Raw genomic sequence first — 14597 nt, 5'->3', positions numbered from 1 at the left:
GATGCGGAGCCGACCGGAGTTCCGCATCTCAATGTCTCCTTCGTGCCGAAAGGCGACAACGGCAACAATGCGCCAAAAGCGGTTTTGGATCAGACAACCTGCCATTCTGGAATTTAGCCGATTAGTGCGAAGACCCATCCCCCAACACGTTTAATGTGAAGCGAGTTTCCGTATCGTCAGACATGACTTCCAATGTTCCGCCATGCGCTCTTGCGATTTCCGAGGCGATAAACAGACCTAGCCCAAGTCCTTGAAGGCTGGAACGGCCTTCCCCACGCTGAAACGGTTGGAATAGGCGTTCTAATGTTTCTCGAGGAATTTGCGCCCCTCCATTCGAAACGGATAGTGTAAATCCTTGTTCGCTGGTGGCGGCTTTCACGCGGATAGGCTGATCTTCCGCCCCATGGGTAATCGCGTTGCCCAGTAGATTAGAAAGAAGTTGGCCGAGCCGCGCGTGATCGCCATCAAAAGAGTGATCGAGATCGAAGATTCTTTCGATTTTGCGATTAGGCCATGCCGAGCTGATTTCATCGATCACCGTAGCAATGATCGTCTCGGGGGATTTGTTTTCCTTGGTGAGGGTCAGTCCGCCACCAAGGCGACCACGGGCAAAATCCATAACGTTTTCAATCAGTCCGCTCATACGCTGAACGCTTGCCGTCATCATGAGCAGGATCGTTTTCGATTTTTCGTCCTCTGTCCGCCTGAGGAGCAAGCTTGTTCCGCCGCTGATAGCAGCAAGAGGATTTCGCAAGTCATGGCCTAAAACTGCGATGAATTGTTCTCGCAGTTCCGAGGCAGTGCGCTCGTCCATAAGCTCGTTTTGCGCTAGAGCCAGTTCGTCTTGCGAGGCTTCCCGTTTTTCTCTTTCGTCCGCTAGATTCTGCTGGGATGAAAGCATTTTCGACCTTGCGTCGATATGCACGGCGATTAGTTCGGCAAAGAGTTTGAACATGCCTACGGTTTCCGGCGTGTTCAATTTCATCAGTCGCGGATCGATAGCGCAAAGCGTTCCGAAAAAACTCCCATCAGCCAGAATGATAGGCATCGAGATGTAGCTTTGAAAGCCGTACATCGCGGGCGTATGGTGGCCACAAAATGCCGCATCTTCGGCAACATGATCGATGACCACAGCGTCACGGCTGTCACGTATCTCGTTGCAGATGGTGGTTTCTATGCGTAGTTCGCCGCCCGGTTTCAGTCCGAAATCGATGTTGTCGAGCACTTCGCAGGCGATCCATCTATCGTTGGTAACACGCGCGACAGCAGCGAAGCCCATGCCCGTTGCTCTACAAACCACATCGAGAATTGAAGGCACCGCCGGAATCTGGCGGATGACATCTACAAAATTTTCCTGTTCTAAACTCATATCCCTAAAGCCAAGTCTGTCCTGTACCTCCTTTAGCAGAGGAATTATTCGCGTGCGAGACGCCTGATTTTCTCAAATCCAAATCAGATAATATTGAATTGTGGAATGGGAGGTCTTTGAGGCCCTGTGGCTGAAGGCGGTGCAGTAATCCCGATTCCTGCAGTTTTTGCTGCCGGCAGTCAGGTTCGTTTCATGTCCGCGTCGGGCCGAATGCTGACGTGTTAACACCCGCGTACTATTGCCCACTTGGCGCGTCCAGTCAGTTAGCTGCCTCGATAGAAGCTATGATCTCAAGGTGCCGAGTATGGTCCATTCCCCGGCGCTGCTCCTCCGCAAGTTGGCTATCATCCTCGCTGGTGAGGCAGATGGTGGGGCGCTTAGACGCGGTTCCAAAATTGATTAGAACACCTTTGCCCAGGGACTGCGGATAACCGGGAATTTCGTTCGCCAGAAGACCCCTATGTGCAGGCTCTGCTGAACCGTCCACTTCGTAAAGGTCCAGATATCGCTCGAAGGTAGGCCAATCGACCTCCGCCCATACTCCCCAGCCGAACGCACCAGAGCAATCAGAAAATGGTACGCGCAGAACGCATCGCATGAAAAATCTTTCGCCCAACTGGCAAAGATCGCTGTCGAATTTTGCTTTTTGCGATCTCTCTGCCTCAGGAATGCTCCACACATCATCAGGAAGTTTGTAGGCACGATCGGTGATCAATCCCTCATGTCGGATGCCACATACCGAACAAATGAAGTGGTCTCTCATATTCCCCCCTGCACGCGAGCAACTGTTATGGCATCGGCTTGCTTGACGAACAATGACCGCTTCGGGCAAAAAACGGTCTTCCGCCTATCGCCGATTGCAGAGATCGGCATTCACTTTGGATCAAAAGGGTGACGCTGCTATCAGCGCGGCATCTCAAAGATGAAACGCGTTTCGTTCTCTGTGGATGTCACGGTCAAGGTGCCGCCATGCGCTTTTGCGATCTCATGCGCAATGTAAAGGCCAAGACCTAGACCCTCTCTGTACCCTCCGGACTGGCCGCGAACGAACGGGTCGAATAATTTGGTCAGTGCGTCTTGCGCGATGGGCGATCCACCGTTCGCCACCCAAAGTCGGAACTCTCCGCTTGTCGTTGTCTCTGCATGCACGCGTATGGGCTGGGCAGGGTCGCCATGCGAAAGCGCATTTCCAAGCAAATTGGAGGCAATCTGCCCGATTTTCGAAACATCGCATCGCACCGGATGCGTGATCGCATAGGACGTCTGCACCTGATGGTCCGGGCTCGACGCTCTCAGTTCCTGCACGACCTGATCGATCAGCGGTTCAAGCGATTCATGCGTCTGCAGATCGAGGCCGATGCCACTGCCAAGGCGAGCGCGCGCGAAATCCAGAACGTTATCGATGAGCCCGGACATCCTGAGCACACTGCCCTGCATCAACCCGATAACCTGCCGTCCACGGTCGCTGAGAGTTTCTTTGGCCAGCATGCGCGTGGCTGCCGACATAGACCCAAGCGGATTTCGAAGGTCATGGCCGAGGACGGCAATGAATTGCTCCCTGAGTTCACCATGGGCTTGTTGTTGCCTCAAGCCCTGTTCGGCATCATCGCGGGCGCTGAGAAGTTCACGTTCATAGAGGCGGCGTTCGCCCGCCTGAAGGAAAGCAATGCGCGTCATGTGTGGAAGCCCGGACGGATCGGCGACCATGGAGGCGCCCATGATGACCGGGATTGCTGTTCCATCGCTTCGCTTGAGGTCGAGGGTGACTTCGCTGATCGTCCGTTGAAGCCGAAGGAGCGGCGCGAGGTTGGTCTCGTAAAGTATCCGTCCGGACATGCCGAAGATGTCTCGCAGGCGTTTGCCGTCAATGCCACCTATAGGATAGCCCAGCAGGTCGGTAAGCCAAGTGTTCGCCCGTAGGATGATGCCGTCGGCGCTCACCAGCAAATGGCCGCAAGGCGCGTCGTCGAATAGTTGCTTGTAATCTACGTCCAATTTCTGTCCCGTTATCCGGTCTTCAGCCAAAATCTTTGATTGCCCTGGTAACCTCGGCTGGAGCGCTAAGGTTGGGGCAATGGCCTGTGGCGTCAAGAAGAACGAGCGTGCTGCCGTCGATATTCTGCCTGACATATTCGCCGACATTCTCCCCCGCGATGATGTCGTCGCGGCATTGGAGGATCAGCGTCCGCGCCGTGACTTTCGGCAGGTCGGCCCGGTTGTCGGAGGTGAAGGTCGCGCGGGCGAACTCATGTGCGATCCGCGGATCGGTGCGGCAGAAACTCTGAGTAAGCTCCTGGCCGAGTTCAGGCCGCTCCTGGTTTCCCATGATGGTCGGTGCCATGGCGGCCGACCATGCAAGCGGATTGTCGGCGAAGGATGCGAGCAACTCCTCGATGTCGGAAGCACCAAAGCCGCCGACATAGTCCCCATCGTCTATGTAACGCGGCGACGGACCGACCATGATCAGCGTGTCGAAGATTTCCGGCGCTTTGAGAGACGCAAGAACGCCGATCATGGCGCTCACTGAATGTCCCACGAATATCCCGTTTTGGATGCCAAGTTCGCGAGCGATTTCGACGATATCCGATGCATAGCCATCGAGGGATGCGTATTTTTCGCTGTCATATGCGTCGAGATCGGAGCCGCCTGCACCGACATGGTCCATGGAGACGACCTTGAAAGTCTTTTCGAAATGCGGGGCGACGAACCGCCACATCGCCTGATCGCAGCCAAATCCGTGCGCGAAAAGTATGGTGCGACTACCCGAGCCGGATACCTTGACGTTGTTTCTACTGAGCGACGACACTGTGCTTTCCAACAAGAGGTTTCTCGCCACCTCTTGCCCGACGGATGGAAAGTGTTGGCACCTTATGTCACCTCGATGCGGTCGTCTACTTACAGCCGCGTGTCCGCGAGAGCATGAATACTGACTGTAAGATTTCTAATGACCGGTTTGGGCCGGTAGGCGTCTTCCCGGTACGCGCTAATAGGAGACATTGCGGGCTTCCCGAAACTCCCTAGTCTGCGATGTCGCAAAAGTAAGGAAAACACGTGTCGCTCCAACTGGGACTTTTGCGAAAAGACGAGAGCCTGACTTGTTCCGAAGCGGAAACCCGGCGTAGACCAGATCCGGCCTTCTGCGACTTTCGCGCATCCTGCCGATATGCCAGAAAGGCTTTTCGGTCGAAGCGCAAGCGTGGTTGGAAGTGAGGTCAGGTGATGAGCCGGATACGTTTCCGCAGTGGATATGCCAAATATTCGGATCTGGCGATGTTCCTTGCCTACGTCGGGGAAAGCGATCCATTCGATTCGCCGACCAAGATCATCGTCCTCGACGATGCCCGGTCCGAGGCGGAATGGGGGCTGGAGGATTTCAACGACGTTTTCGTCGATGTCTGCAGCTTCCGCTCTGAAGCGATGGATCGGCCGGCCTTCGTCTGCATTTCGGAAGAGGGAAAGGTCTGGTTTCACCTCGAGAATCGCGTCATCGAGGATATCCCCGATGCTGGTCTCTCCAAGCCGACATCGCTGAAGCTCGGATATGTCGGCGGTATCCGCCAACTCGGCGGAGAGCTATACGCCTACGGTTATGCTGGCCAGATCTACCGGCGTACAGCGCCGGCGACATGGGAGCATTTCGACCAGGGGATCGTAGGCGCGCCCGGCGATGACTACGATATAACCGGCATGTGCTTGTCCGGCGGAATGTTCTATGCCGTTACCAGAATGGGGGGTGAGGGTCGTATCTATTCCCGCGCTTCCTACAATGGCGATATGTGGATGACCGCGTTCAACCCTTCGGGCGAATGGCTGAATGCAATCGAAGCGGATCAGGATGGAACCGTTTGGGTATGCGGCCGAAATGGCGCCCTGCTTAGGGGCAATGCCACAACCGGCTTCACGCAGGCAGGCGATCTCGAATGCGACGAGGAATTCCTCTCCGTCGCGCTGTTTCGCGGACAGGTCTGGCTGAGTTCGGCGACCTCACTATATAATTCGTCGGAGGGTCGCCTGTCCAAGGTCGACACTGGCCTATTGCCCGGCATCCGCGGCGCTCATCGCCTGCAGGTGGTGGACGATGTGCTCTGGTCGTTCGGATATGACGAGGTGCTTCGCTACAACGGGGATAGATGGATGCGCTTCGCGTGTCCTTGTGCATAGTCGGGTGGATTTGGAGAAATCTACCAGTTGGAGGTAGAGTGGCTGAGAAATTTCGACTTTTTGTTAGCAACCAGCAAGTCGCGGTATTCGACCCCGATGTCGATAGTCCCTTCAACGAATGGCGGCCGCGCCACGTTTCGCAAGGGTTCTCCTGGCGTGCCAAGAGCGTCTCTTTCCGTGTGCCTGATGGTGATATGTGTCTTGTGGAAGTGCTTCAGGGTACTGACCCAACGACACTTCTCGGCGAGCCTCGAAGGACGATCATGGCGCCCTTCGAGGTTGGCAAAGGAAGCTTGACTGTCGTTGGCTCAATCACTGAAGAGATAAACATTTCGGTGCCAAACGGTGTAAAATATCAGCTATTATTCGATCTGCTGCCGGCCGGCGTTGATGATGACCAGCCCTATGACTGCGCCGTCCGACTAAGATTCGTTAAACACGATGACCCCGTCTTCGAGATTTGCAAAGCGGATGATGCCATGGACACATCGTTGCCGATTGATCTGGAAGCCCAACCGGCCTCGTGATCGATCGCCGTTCCCCAAATCTCGTCGATAAGCCCTGTCGCAAAAGTCACAGCTTTGCGCTCGATTTTTGCGACAACCGATGACCGCTTTGGGCCGACGGCGGTCTTCCGCTTGGCGCCGAAGCAGCGACACCTCTTTCCAAGTGCATGCTTTACCCACACCATCGGCGATGAGGTTCATTATGCTTTCAATGACGTTCGGGCGTTGACGGGCGAGGGGGTGGGAAATGGACATTTGCCCGTGGAAGGCTCGACCTGCTGAGCGCTTGTGACGGGCTGTCATGATCTGCGTCAACATGGCCGATATTGCATTCGGCAATTTTGGGATAGGGCTGTCACGATAGACAAGTGTCAATTAACAGCCTGGAAATATCGACATGACGAATTGGGTAGACTGGTTCCCCTTGGTCTTCTTTCCGCTCAAGATTATCGTGCTCGGCACCGGCATGTATTTTGCCATCAAGTGGCACCGCGATCAGGCAAACAAGGAAAAATAGCGAGGCCGGCGGGCTGCCCCAGGACAACCAGACTGGAAAAACGGCAGTGTATATCGGCGCCCATAGGGGCGAAAGCAAAGTGGCCAGAAGCCTACGCAGCATGAGACAATCCTGAATTGGCGAGCATGACTTAGTAAGCATGACTTGGCTGCCGACGATAAAGCGCACCTCTGGATGATTCCGTAGTCTCAGTGCCTGCAATCTTGCGGTCAGGTCGGTCTGGGGCGCAGCCAGCGCGTTTGGCCAAGGCCGCCGCCTCACGCGATCCGCTTTTCATTGCGTTTGATCGCAAAGATCCGGTTTGCGAGACCGGTGTAAAGGCGGCGCTTGCCGGCCGCACTTGCACCGACAAAGGAAGGAGAGGTTTTTGCCACCCTGTCTCCGTCGCGAGGCTGCAGGATGGCGGGTGACCCAAAACAGCCATTCACACAGGTGCGTGGTTGGTGAGGTAACGAAAATGCTACCTTGAGTAGAAAATCACTTACAGCTGTGTCGATTTCTTGCTAAACAACCTCCGGTAGATTTTCTCTCATTTTGGAGGTTCCAATGTCTGCAAAGATGTTGATTCTATCGTCTGCCATTCTCGCCTTAAGCGGCACTGCGCATGCTCAGTATAACCCGGCTGCGAGCTGTTCCATCGGGCCTGCAGAATTTCAAGGCTGGTTTGCAAACAACAAAATCAGCAAGGATGGCCCGATCGTTTTCGCCAACAGCCTGGCATTCCCCCAGAACAATACCAAATGCGACTTCTATAAATGGGGTCAGCAGATGTTTCTCTGGCTGACATCCCCATCCGGCAGCGGGATCACGATAACATCTCCGCAAATCTATAACGTCAACTTCAACACACAGGGACAAGGCATCTATATCCAGGGCGACGACACCGGATTTTTGAGAAGCGACAAATCCGGCGAGATGACCGCGTTTCGCTCGACCGTCAATAACATGGTGGTGAAAGGTCTGGTGGCCGAGAATATTCAGCCGGGGGGCCAGGCCGGTGGCAACGATGCGCTCATGTCGCTGAACGGCTCGCTTGTCTATTATGCCGTTCATGCCAATGACGTTTATGCATGGTTCAACACCGCCGTTATCAATGGCGCTTTGCCGGAAACCTCGGAATTCCCGAATTCCGCGGCTGATCTGAATGCGCTGCTGACCTACGTGGCCAGCAAAGGTGCCTCCTTAAAAGACGCCGATGCGCTGACGATGGAGATCAAGACGTCCTGGATCGATGCCGCGAAAGTCAATGGCAGCGTGACGGACTATGTCACCATTACCGCCGATGTACCCAATTACCAGGGTGATGTAGGCGCAGCCAAATGGACAATCGGTACGCCTGCCACTGTCACCAAACAGCTTGCATTGGTCGGCATGCATGTCGTTGGAACGGTCCAGGGGCACCCGGAAATGGTCTGGGCAACCTTCGAACACAAATCAAATGCACCGAACAATACCTACTATCTGTCGTTTATGCCGCCGCTCAACCAGCCGATTGAACCACCGGCCATTCCTTTTCCCTATAACTCTGCCGGTCAGTGGAATTTCATGCAGCCCAACGGCTCGCAGGATGGGGCGCTGGTGCCGCAAATGACAGTCGACGGCGATGGCAACGTCGTCGCAACCGCGGGAAACGTCGTTGGTCCGAACAACAGCTACCGTGTGAACCCGTGGGGGAGTTTGCCTGAGCCCGCGTCAGCCAACAACAACACGCAGATTTTCACGTTGAATGCCAATATCGACTACATGCTCGCCAATACGCCAACCGGAAAGGACGTTCGCTCCAACTATATTCAGATTGGATCGGTGTGGACCCGCAACGGCTCGATACCTGCCGAACCGACCGACAAAAGTCAGCAGGTCGGCTCCTTGTTTCTCGCCAATACGACGATGGAAACCTACCATCAGAAACTAGGGCCAGACATAAAGCCGGCACATCAGAATGGCTGTTTTGGCTGTCATAATCTGGCTCCGACGCAGGGAAGTCCTACTCCGCCTCCAACATCGACCAGTCATCTGTTCTCGACGGACAACGTGCCCCTTGTCGGAAAATAGAGTGCTCTATTCGCTTGTTGTGGCAAGTCTCTCCCGAAGGTGCTGGCCTCGTTCGGGAGAGATGCCGTCGCCGAAAGCGGAAATTCGACCAATGCGGGACGGGGATCGCACCTTATCGGTCCTGAGCGTTAGCCGGTTGAGCTTGTAGAGGCCGATAGCGATCATGGCAGCCGAAGGCCGTCAGTCTGCTGCCCTGGCGTGCCTTACGCACACTCAAATCCAGCTGATCTGCTCCAGTTCCCGGTTGATCAGCAGGATCCGGTCCTGCGGGATCGGGATGCTCGCGGCATCATCCTCCGGCATATCGCCGACAAGACGAAACAGCGTGCGGATAACGCCGCCGTGGCAGACGCAGACGGTCGGCTGCGTCACCGATTGCAGCCATGCGCCAACCCGCCATGAGAGGATTTCATAACTTTCCGCGTCGTCGCCGGGGGGAATGAAACCCCATTTTTCGGCCTTGCGGGCGGCAAGCCGTTCCGGCTCGCTCTGGCGCACTTCTTTCAGCGTAAACCCTTCCCAGTCTCCGAAGGAAAGTTCGCGAAGGCGCTCGTCGGTGCGGTAGTCCTTGGGGGGCAGGCCCATGGCCTTGCGAGCCAGTTCCATGGTCTCGCGCGTGCGGGCCATCGGGCTCGACACGAAGTCGAATTCGGCGACCCGATCATCGATCAGGCCGCTGAGTTCCTCGCCGTTGGCGGTCGCCTGTGAGCGACCATAATCATTGAGATCGATATCCTTCTGGCCCTGAAGCCGGCCCTCGGCGTTCCAGTCGGTCTGGCCGTGGCGAATGACATAAATCAGCAATGCGGCATGCCTTTATAAAGTAGTCAGTCCTTGATGACCGAGATGTCAGGCGCGTCGACCGCCTTCATGCCGATCGTGTGGTAGCCGCTGTCGGCGTGATGCACTTCGCCGGTCACGGAGCGCGACAGGTCGGAGAGCATGTAGAGGCCGACATCACCGACTTCCTCGATGGTGACGGTGCGGCGCAGCGGTGCGTTATATTCGTTCCACTTGAGAATATAGCGGAAATCGCCGATGCCGGATGCGGCCAGCGTCTTGATCGGGCCGGCTGAAATGGCGTTGACGCGGATGTTCTTCGGGCCGAGGTCGACAGCGAGATACTTGACGCTGGCTTCGAGTGCTGCCTTGGCAACGCCCATGACGTTGTAGTTCGGCATGACCTTTTCGGCACCGTAATAGGTGAGGGTCAGCATCGAGCCGCCATCGGTCATCAGCTTTTCGGCGCGGCGTGCGATCGAGGTGAAGGAATAGACCGAGATCTGCATCGTCTTGGCAAAATTGTCGGCAGAGGTATCGACGTAACGGCCGGTCAGCTCGTCCTTGTCGGAAAAGCCGATGGCGTGAACGATGAAGTCGATCTTGCCCCACTTCTTCTCGACATTGGCGAAGACTTCGTCGATCGAAGCTTCGTCGGTCACGTCACAGTGGCCGGCCATGAAGGCGCCGATTTCGGTGGCCAGCGGCTCGACGCGCTTCTTCAGCGCATCACCCTGCCAGGTCAGAGCGATCTCGCCGCCCTGTGCGTGAATGGCCTTGGCAATGCCCCATGCGATCGAGCGGTTATTGGCGACGCCGAAGATGACGCCGCGTTTGCCTGCCATGAGGCCGGTAGCCTGAACCATGAATAGTCCCCTGAACTGCAATGGCGGATACCCGCCCAAATAGTCTTTTGCCTATGGCATAGGCGGACCGGTGGTTCAAGCTTGCGGCAGATCATCTCCTGTTAGAGACCGTAACAAAGGGTGCGCAACGAGGAAAACCGTTGCAAAAGCTTCATACATACAGGCCGTGGCGCATGTGTTTCATCAGGTCGGTCACCTTCTCGTCCGGCTTTTCCCACAGGACAACCCGTAATTCTACCACCAGCGCACCGCGTCCGCCGGCGCCATCGGCAAGGCCGAGGCCGTCAAGCGAAATGCTGCGGTCCGAGCCCGACCATGCCGGCACCGTGACCGGCACTTTTCCACCCGGCGTTTCCACTTCCGTCTCGGTGCCGAGCACGGCATCTTCCAGTGAAATGGCTAAAACGGTGTGGAGATCGAACCCTTCCAGACGGAAACGCTCGTGTCGGGCGACACGCACGGTGACGACCAGATCGCCACGGGCGATGGGGGAGGGCATCTTGATGCCCTGTCCCTTCATGCGCACGACATGGCCATCGGTCATGCCGGCTTCGAGCGGCAGGCGTACGTCACGTTCGTCTGCAAGGTGCATCGGCACGGTATTCTGGGCGATCAGGTCGTCGAGCGTGACGATCACTTCCGCCGTCAGGTCCGGTGCTTTTTCCGGGGCCACGCCACGCCAGCGGCGAACTAGGGCTGCTACCAGTTCGACTGCCTGCATGGGTAGCGGCGGCCTTGGCGCGGTGTCTGTCTTTGTATCGGTTTTGGCATCGGTTCTAGCAGCGTTGTCATCTGCGGTTTCCGTCGCATCGCTGGTGCTGCCGGTATTCTGTTCAGGCCTTGCCTCCGCCTTGGCTTGCGCCTGCTGTTGTGCCTGTGCCTGCTGCTGGGCCTTTGCCCTGGCCTGCGTAGCCGCCTTTTCGCGGGCGGCATCGGCGGCCTCGTCGCCGGAGCCGAAAATGCGCTCGATCATGTCCTCGGCATCTTCGCCGGCGGACTGTGTCTGGGCCTGAGCCTGAGATTGAGACTGGGCCTGAGATTGTGCCTTCGCCTGGGTCTGGCTCTGGTTCTGGGCGCGCTGCGCATTGGCGCGCGCCAGTTCCTCCATCACCTTTTCGGCGTTGGCACGGGCTGCCTTGGCGCGTTCTTCCGCCTGACGGGCGGATTCGCGCTGCTGCATGATGGTCTGGTGCATGTCGGCGGCCTTGTCGTAGCGGCGGCGTTTGTCCGGATCTTTCAACACGTCGTAGGCCTGCCCGACTTCGGCAAAACGGCCGGTCGCGCTCGGATCATCGAGGTTATGGTCCGGATGGACGGATTTCGCCTTCGTCCGCCATGCGGCCTTGATTTCGTCGGCGTCCGCGTTGCGTTTCACGCCGAGGACTGAATAGGGATCGCGCATCTTGCACCACCGGTTACGCTTGGGCGGCGGGTCCGCGATCATTCTGGACCCCCGAGACAGGAAACTCTTGCAGGGCGCCGTCGGTTCCTCATGTCCGGTCAGGCGTCTGCGTAATGGCAAGACGCTACCAGAGGAACCTCTAAAGAGAGGTTGAAAATCAAGGTAAACGGCAACCGTTCTAAAAGGTTACCGGAAGACGTTATTGTATCGGGAGAAGGTATTTTTACCGGCGGATTTTACTGACGGTCGAAGGCGGTCAGCATCCAGTCTCCGGAATTGGTCATGCAGGTCTGACCGTTAAATTGCGCAATACCTTCAAAGGAATGGCGCGTGGTGATAAAGTCACGGCAGACATGACCCTGATTGCGGCCTTCGCGAATGGAGGACACAACGCCGGCGCTGCCGGTCGAGGTATTGGCCCAGGGAAGCGGCGACATCGAAACCTTGGTCAGGTCGGCCGAGGATACGGCGTTCTGTACGGTGACTTCGTCGGACATGGTGGTCGGGTTGCGCTTGGCCTGTATTGTGCCCGTCGACATGCGATCAACCTTGTCGCCACCGAACAGGTCGAGCGAGCTGGTGCATCCCGAAAGGGTGGCAATCACGGCTGCGATAGCGAAACCTCTTGCCGCAAACGCGCGCGTCTGGCTTGTGCGGCTCTCTGTCTTTGCTATCAATGCCAACTTGCGTCCACTTCGAAACTGTTTCGGATGCACTTCATATATCGGGAGCATTTTCGTCAATATGACAGAAGTTGAGTTAACATCCGGTGACTTCACCGAGGAAAATGAACCATTTTCGCTCTTCGGCGCTTGGTTAAAGGATGCCACGGCTTCCGAGATCAACGATCCGAACGCCGTTGCGGTTGCAACAGTGGACGAATCGGGTCTGCCGAATGTGCGCATGGTTCTGTTGAAGGGTTATGACGAACGAGGTTTCGTCTTCTACACGAATTTCGAAAGCCAGAAAGGGCGTGAACTTCTCGGCCAAAAAAAGGCGGCCATGGTGTTTCACTGGAAATCGCTGCGCCGGCAGGTGCGTCTGCGCGGTGAAGTGGAGGTCGTGACCGATCAGGAAGCCGACGAATATTATGCGACGCGCCCACGCGGCAGCCGCATCGGCGCCTGGGCCTCAAAACAGTCGCGGCCGCTGGAAGGCCGGTTCGCGCTGGAAAAGTCGGTGGCCGAATATACCGCCCGTTATGCCATCGGCGAAATCCCGCGTCCGCCGCACTGGTCGGGTTTCCGCATAAAGCCGGTCTCTATCGAATTCTGGCACGACCGCCCCTTCAGGCTTCACGACCGCGTGGAATTCCGCCGCGACGCGCCCGAGGGTGATTGGCAAAAGGTGCGGATGTATCCGTGATGGGTGCGCTCTGCCGGTTTTGACCGGCTGGGCTTTTACCCCTCACCAAGCGCGGCCGGTAAGCGTCTTTTCCTCTCCCGCAAGCGGAGAGGAAAAGAAGTGGCGGACCTATCTCTCCTTTTGCGGGAGAGATCACGACCTCAACATGCGAGCTCCGGCCAGGTGTTGGAAATCGCCAGTAGGGGCTGATTTGCGCAGAGTGCGGGCAGGTGGGTATCACCCCACGACTTCCCCCGCCGGGCTCAGTTTCCCGTCTCCGGCAATGCGCGGTTTTGCCGAAAGCGCGAAGGGCAGGCCGGAAGCGAGAGCCGAAACATACCGCGGCACCTGATAATAACCGTTGAGCGAAATGCGCGGCAGCGCCGTCATGCGGTCACGCAAGGCCTCGCCGATCGTGCCCGGCCGCGTGGTGACAGCGAGATCGAAACCCAGTTCCCGCGCCAGATCCTTGTCGCGTTCGGAAACGGCATTGGCGGTGCCATAAGGATAGGCAAACGTTTTCGGACGGGTGCCGAACGTCGCCTCCATCCAATCGCGACAGGCAAGCATTTCCTGCCGAGCCTCCTGTCCGTCCAGTTGCGCGATCGAGCGGTGGCTGACCGTGTGGGCGCCAAGTGAAGCCAGCGGGTGTTGTGAAAGCGCCCGCAATTCTTCCACATCCATGGTCAATTGCGCGGTCATCGCCAGGGCATCGATGCCGTAACGGGCGGCCAGCGCATCAATGGCCGCCACCTGTTCTGTTTCGGGGCCTGAAGCGATGAAACGCGAGAAATGGTCGAATGCGTCGAGCTTGTCGGTGCCGGTTTCGAGCGGAAGCGTGATCTCGCCCGCACCGAAGTCGAACCGGATTTCGGCCATTACGTTCAAGAGAGCGGCCAGCGTTTCCCACCACATGCCGTGGGTGCGTGTCGCAAATCCCTTGGCAACGAAAACGGTGAAGGGCACGCCATGGCGCTCGAACACCGGCAGGGCGTATTCGACATTGTCGCGATAACCGTCATCCAGCGTGAAGGCGGCGAAAGGTTTTGTGCTGGCGGAACCCGGCAGTTTCATCCGCGCCGCGACATCGCAGAGCGACAGGAATTCATAACCATCGGCCTTCAACCGGCGGATGGCGCCATCGAGAAATTCGGGCGTGACATCGAGATGGGCATTCGGTTCGGCCGGGTGCCCCTCAGGGGGCCGCACATGATGCAGCGTGAAGATGGCACCGCAGCCACGCGCCGAGGGCATGATTTTGGCGCGCGCAGCGATAGCGGCGGCTTCAAGGCCGCCCAAGATCAGCGCGCGCTTGACGCTTCGGCGCCAGACTGCGTCAAACCTCCCCGTCATCGCGATTTTGCCACCCCGGATGTGATCATTTGAGGGAAACTAGCGCGGTTGTCTTAAGCGTTGTTAAAGAATGGTAGGCGGGGTTTTGGGGGAGGGTGATGTGCAGGCGAGATGTTGCACCCTTCCAGCTTCAACAAGGCGACTGGTCTCGATATATCAGGACACAGGCAATGAAATTGTTGATCAGGATCGACAGATAAACGGCTGTGGATCCCGGAAACTCGATGCCAAGCAGATACAGGACCAG

13 protein-coding genes are annotated in these 14597 nt (G+C 57.0%); 4 read left to right on the top strand and 9 right to left on the bottom strand.

Going from position 1 to position 14597, the window contains the following annotated elements; translation table 11 throughout:
- Positions 1 to 121: 121 nt before the first annotated feature.
- From GAO09_RS16185 to GAO09_RS16170, 4 genes are all read right to left on the bottom strand, one after another.
- Positions 122 to 1369 carry a GAF domain-containing sensor histidine kinase gene (locus tag GAO09_RS16185; RefSeq protein ID WP_153355044.1) on the bottom strand — a complete coding sequence of 416 codons (1248 nt, stop codon included), beginning with the start codon at positions 1367 to 1369 and terminating at the stop codon, positions 122 to 124.
- A gap of 259 nt (positions 1370 to 1628) precedes the next feature.
- Positions 1629 to 2132 (bottom strand): DUF2199 domain-containing protein, encoded by a 504-nt coding sequence (locus GAO09_RS16180; RefSeq protein WP_153355043.1) that lies wholly within the window; start codon positions 2130 to 2132, stop codon positions 1629 to 1631.
- Positions 2133 to 2272: 140 nt separating this feature from the next.
- Entirely contained in the window at positions 2273 to 3460 is a 1188-nt protein-coding gene (locus tag GAO09_RS16175; RefSeq protein WP_324185432.1) for a PAS domain-containing sensor histidine kinase, read from the bottom strand.
- Positions 3387 to 4175, bottom strand: coding sequence for an alpha/beta fold hydrolase (locus GAO09_RS16170; RefSeq protein ID WP_324185433.1), 789 nt, complete (start codon positions 4173 to 4175; stop codon positions 3387 to 3389). Before GAO09_RS16170 ends, GAO09_RS16175 begins: the two co-directional genes overlap by 74 nt.
- Positions 4176 to 4588: 413 nt before the next feature.
- Between GAO09_RS16170 and GAO09_RS16165 the strand changes: the two genes are divergently transcribed.
- The 3 genes from GAO09_RS16165 (at position 4589) to GAO09_RS16155 (ending at position 8605) form a co-directional block, all read left to right on the top strand.
- Positions 4589 to 5530 (top strand): hypothetical protein, encoded by a 942-nt coding sequence (locus GAO09_RS16165; protein WP_153355042.1) that lies wholly within the window; start codon positions 4589 to 4591, stop codon positions 5528 to 5530.
- Between the two features lie 38 nt (positions 5531 to 5568).
- Positions 5569 to 6057: a competence protein ComJ gene (comJ, locus tag GAO09_RS16160; protein WP_209018734.1), complete on the top strand. Its 489-nt coding sequence runs from the start codon at positions 5569 to 5571 to the stop codon at positions 6055 to 6057.
- A 1042-nt stretch (positions 6058 to 7099) separates the two neighbouring features.
- Positions 7100 to 8605, top strand: a complete 1506-nt coding sequence (locus GAO09_RS16155) for a hypothetical protein (protein ID WP_153355040.1) — start codon at positions 7100 to 7102, stop codon at positions 8603 to 8605.
- 213 nt (positions 8606 to 8818) lie between these two features.
- Here the strand turns inward: GAO09_RS16155 and GAO09_RS16150 are convergent, their stop codons facing one another.
- From GAO09_RS16150 to GAO09_RS16135, 4 genes are all read right to left on the bottom strand, one after another.
- The gene (locus GAO09_RS16150; RefSeq protein WP_153355039.1) at positions 8819 to 9409 is read right to left on the bottom strand and encodes a histidine phosphatase family protein; all 591 of its coding nucleotides are present in this window, start codon (positions 9407 to 9409) and stop codon (positions 8819 to 8821) included.
- Positions 9410 to 9432: 23 nt separating this feature from the next.
- Positions 9433 to 10251 (bottom strand): enoyl-ACP reductase FabI, encoded by an 819-nt coding sequence (gene fabI, locus GAO09_RS16145; protein ID WP_153355038.1) that lies wholly within the window; start codon positions 10249 to 10251, stop codon positions 9433 to 9435.
- A gap of 151 nt (positions 10252 to 10402) precedes the next feature.
- Positions 10403 to 11653: a DnaJ C-terminal domain-containing protein gene (locus tag GAO09_RS16140; protein WP_153355219.1), complete on the bottom strand. Its 1251-nt coding sequence runs from the start codon at positions 11651 to 11653 to the stop codon at positions 10403 to 10405.
- 236 nt (positions 11654 to 11889) lie between these two features.
- Positions 11890 to 12336: an RT0821/Lpp0805 family surface protein gene (locus GAO09_RS16135; protein WP_235938214.1), complete on the bottom strand. Its 447-nt coding sequence runs from the start codon at positions 12334 to 12336 to the stop codon at positions 11890 to 11892.
- Positions 12337 to 12397: 61 nt separating this feature from the next.
- Here GAO09_RS16135 and pdxH point away from each other — a divergent pair, with 61 nt between their 5' ends.
- Positions 12398 to 13018 (top strand): pyridoxamine 5'-phosphate oxidase, encoded by a 621-nt coding sequence (gene pdxH, locus GAO09_RS16130; protein WP_153355036.1) that lies wholly within the window; start codon positions 12398 to 12400, stop codon positions 13016 to 13018.
- Positions 13019 to 13234: 216 nt separating this feature from the next.
- Here pdxH and GAO09_RS16125 read toward each other — a convergent pair whose 3' ends face one another.
- A complete protein-coding gene (locus tag GAO09_RS16125; RefSeq protein ID WP_153355035.1) occupies positions 13235 to 14350 on the bottom strand; it encodes a polysaccharide deacetylase family protein in 1116 nt (371 codons plus the stop codon).
- Positions 14351 to 14597: the final 247 nt, after the last annotated feature.

Origin of the sequence: Endobacterium cereale (assembly GCF_009617585.1) — a bacterium.
Taxonomy (GTDB): Bacteria; Pseudomonadota; Alphaproteobacteria; order Rhizobiales; family Rhizobiaceae; genus Neorhizobium; species Neorhizobium cereale.
The sequence above is the reverse complement of the archived record's forward strand: the minus strand, read 5'-3'. Positions and strand labels throughout refer to the sequence as shown.

Excerpts from the sequence above, each read along its gene's own strand:
- GAO09_RS16140 (WP_153355219.1), bottom strand. The coding sequence starts at position 11,653 with ATGCGCGATCCCTATTCAGTCCTCGGCGTGAAACGCAACGCGGACGCC.
- GAO09_RS16185 (WP_153355044.1), bottom strand. The coding sequence starts at position 1,369 with ATGAGTTTAGAACAGGAAAATTTTGTAGATGTCATCCGCCAGATTCCG.
- GAO09_RS16165 (WP_153355042.1), top strand. The coding sequence starts at position 4,589 with ATGAGCCGGATACGTTTCCGCAGTGGATATGCCAAATATTCGGATCTG.
- GAO09_RS16125 (WP_153355035.1), bottom strand. The coding sequence starts at position 14,350 with ATGACGGGGAGGTTTGACGCAGTCTGGCGCCGAAGCGTCAAGCGCGCG.
- GAO09_RS16180 (WP_153355043.1), bottom strand. The coding sequence starts at position 2,132 with ATGAGAGACCACTTCATTTGTTCGGTATGTGGCATCCGACATGAGGGA.
- pdxH (WP_153355036.1), top strand. The coding sequence starts at position 12,398 with ATGACAGAAGTTGAGTTAACATCCGGTGACTTCACCGAGGAAAATGAA.
- fabI (WP_153355038.1), bottom strand. The coding sequence starts at position 10,251 with ATGGTTCAGGCTACCGGCCTCATGGCAGGCAAACGCGGCGTCATCTTC.
- GAO09_RS16155 (WP_153355040.1), top strand. The coding sequence starts at position 7,100 with ATGTCTGCAAAGATGTTGATTCTATCGTCTGCCATTCTCGCCTTAAGC.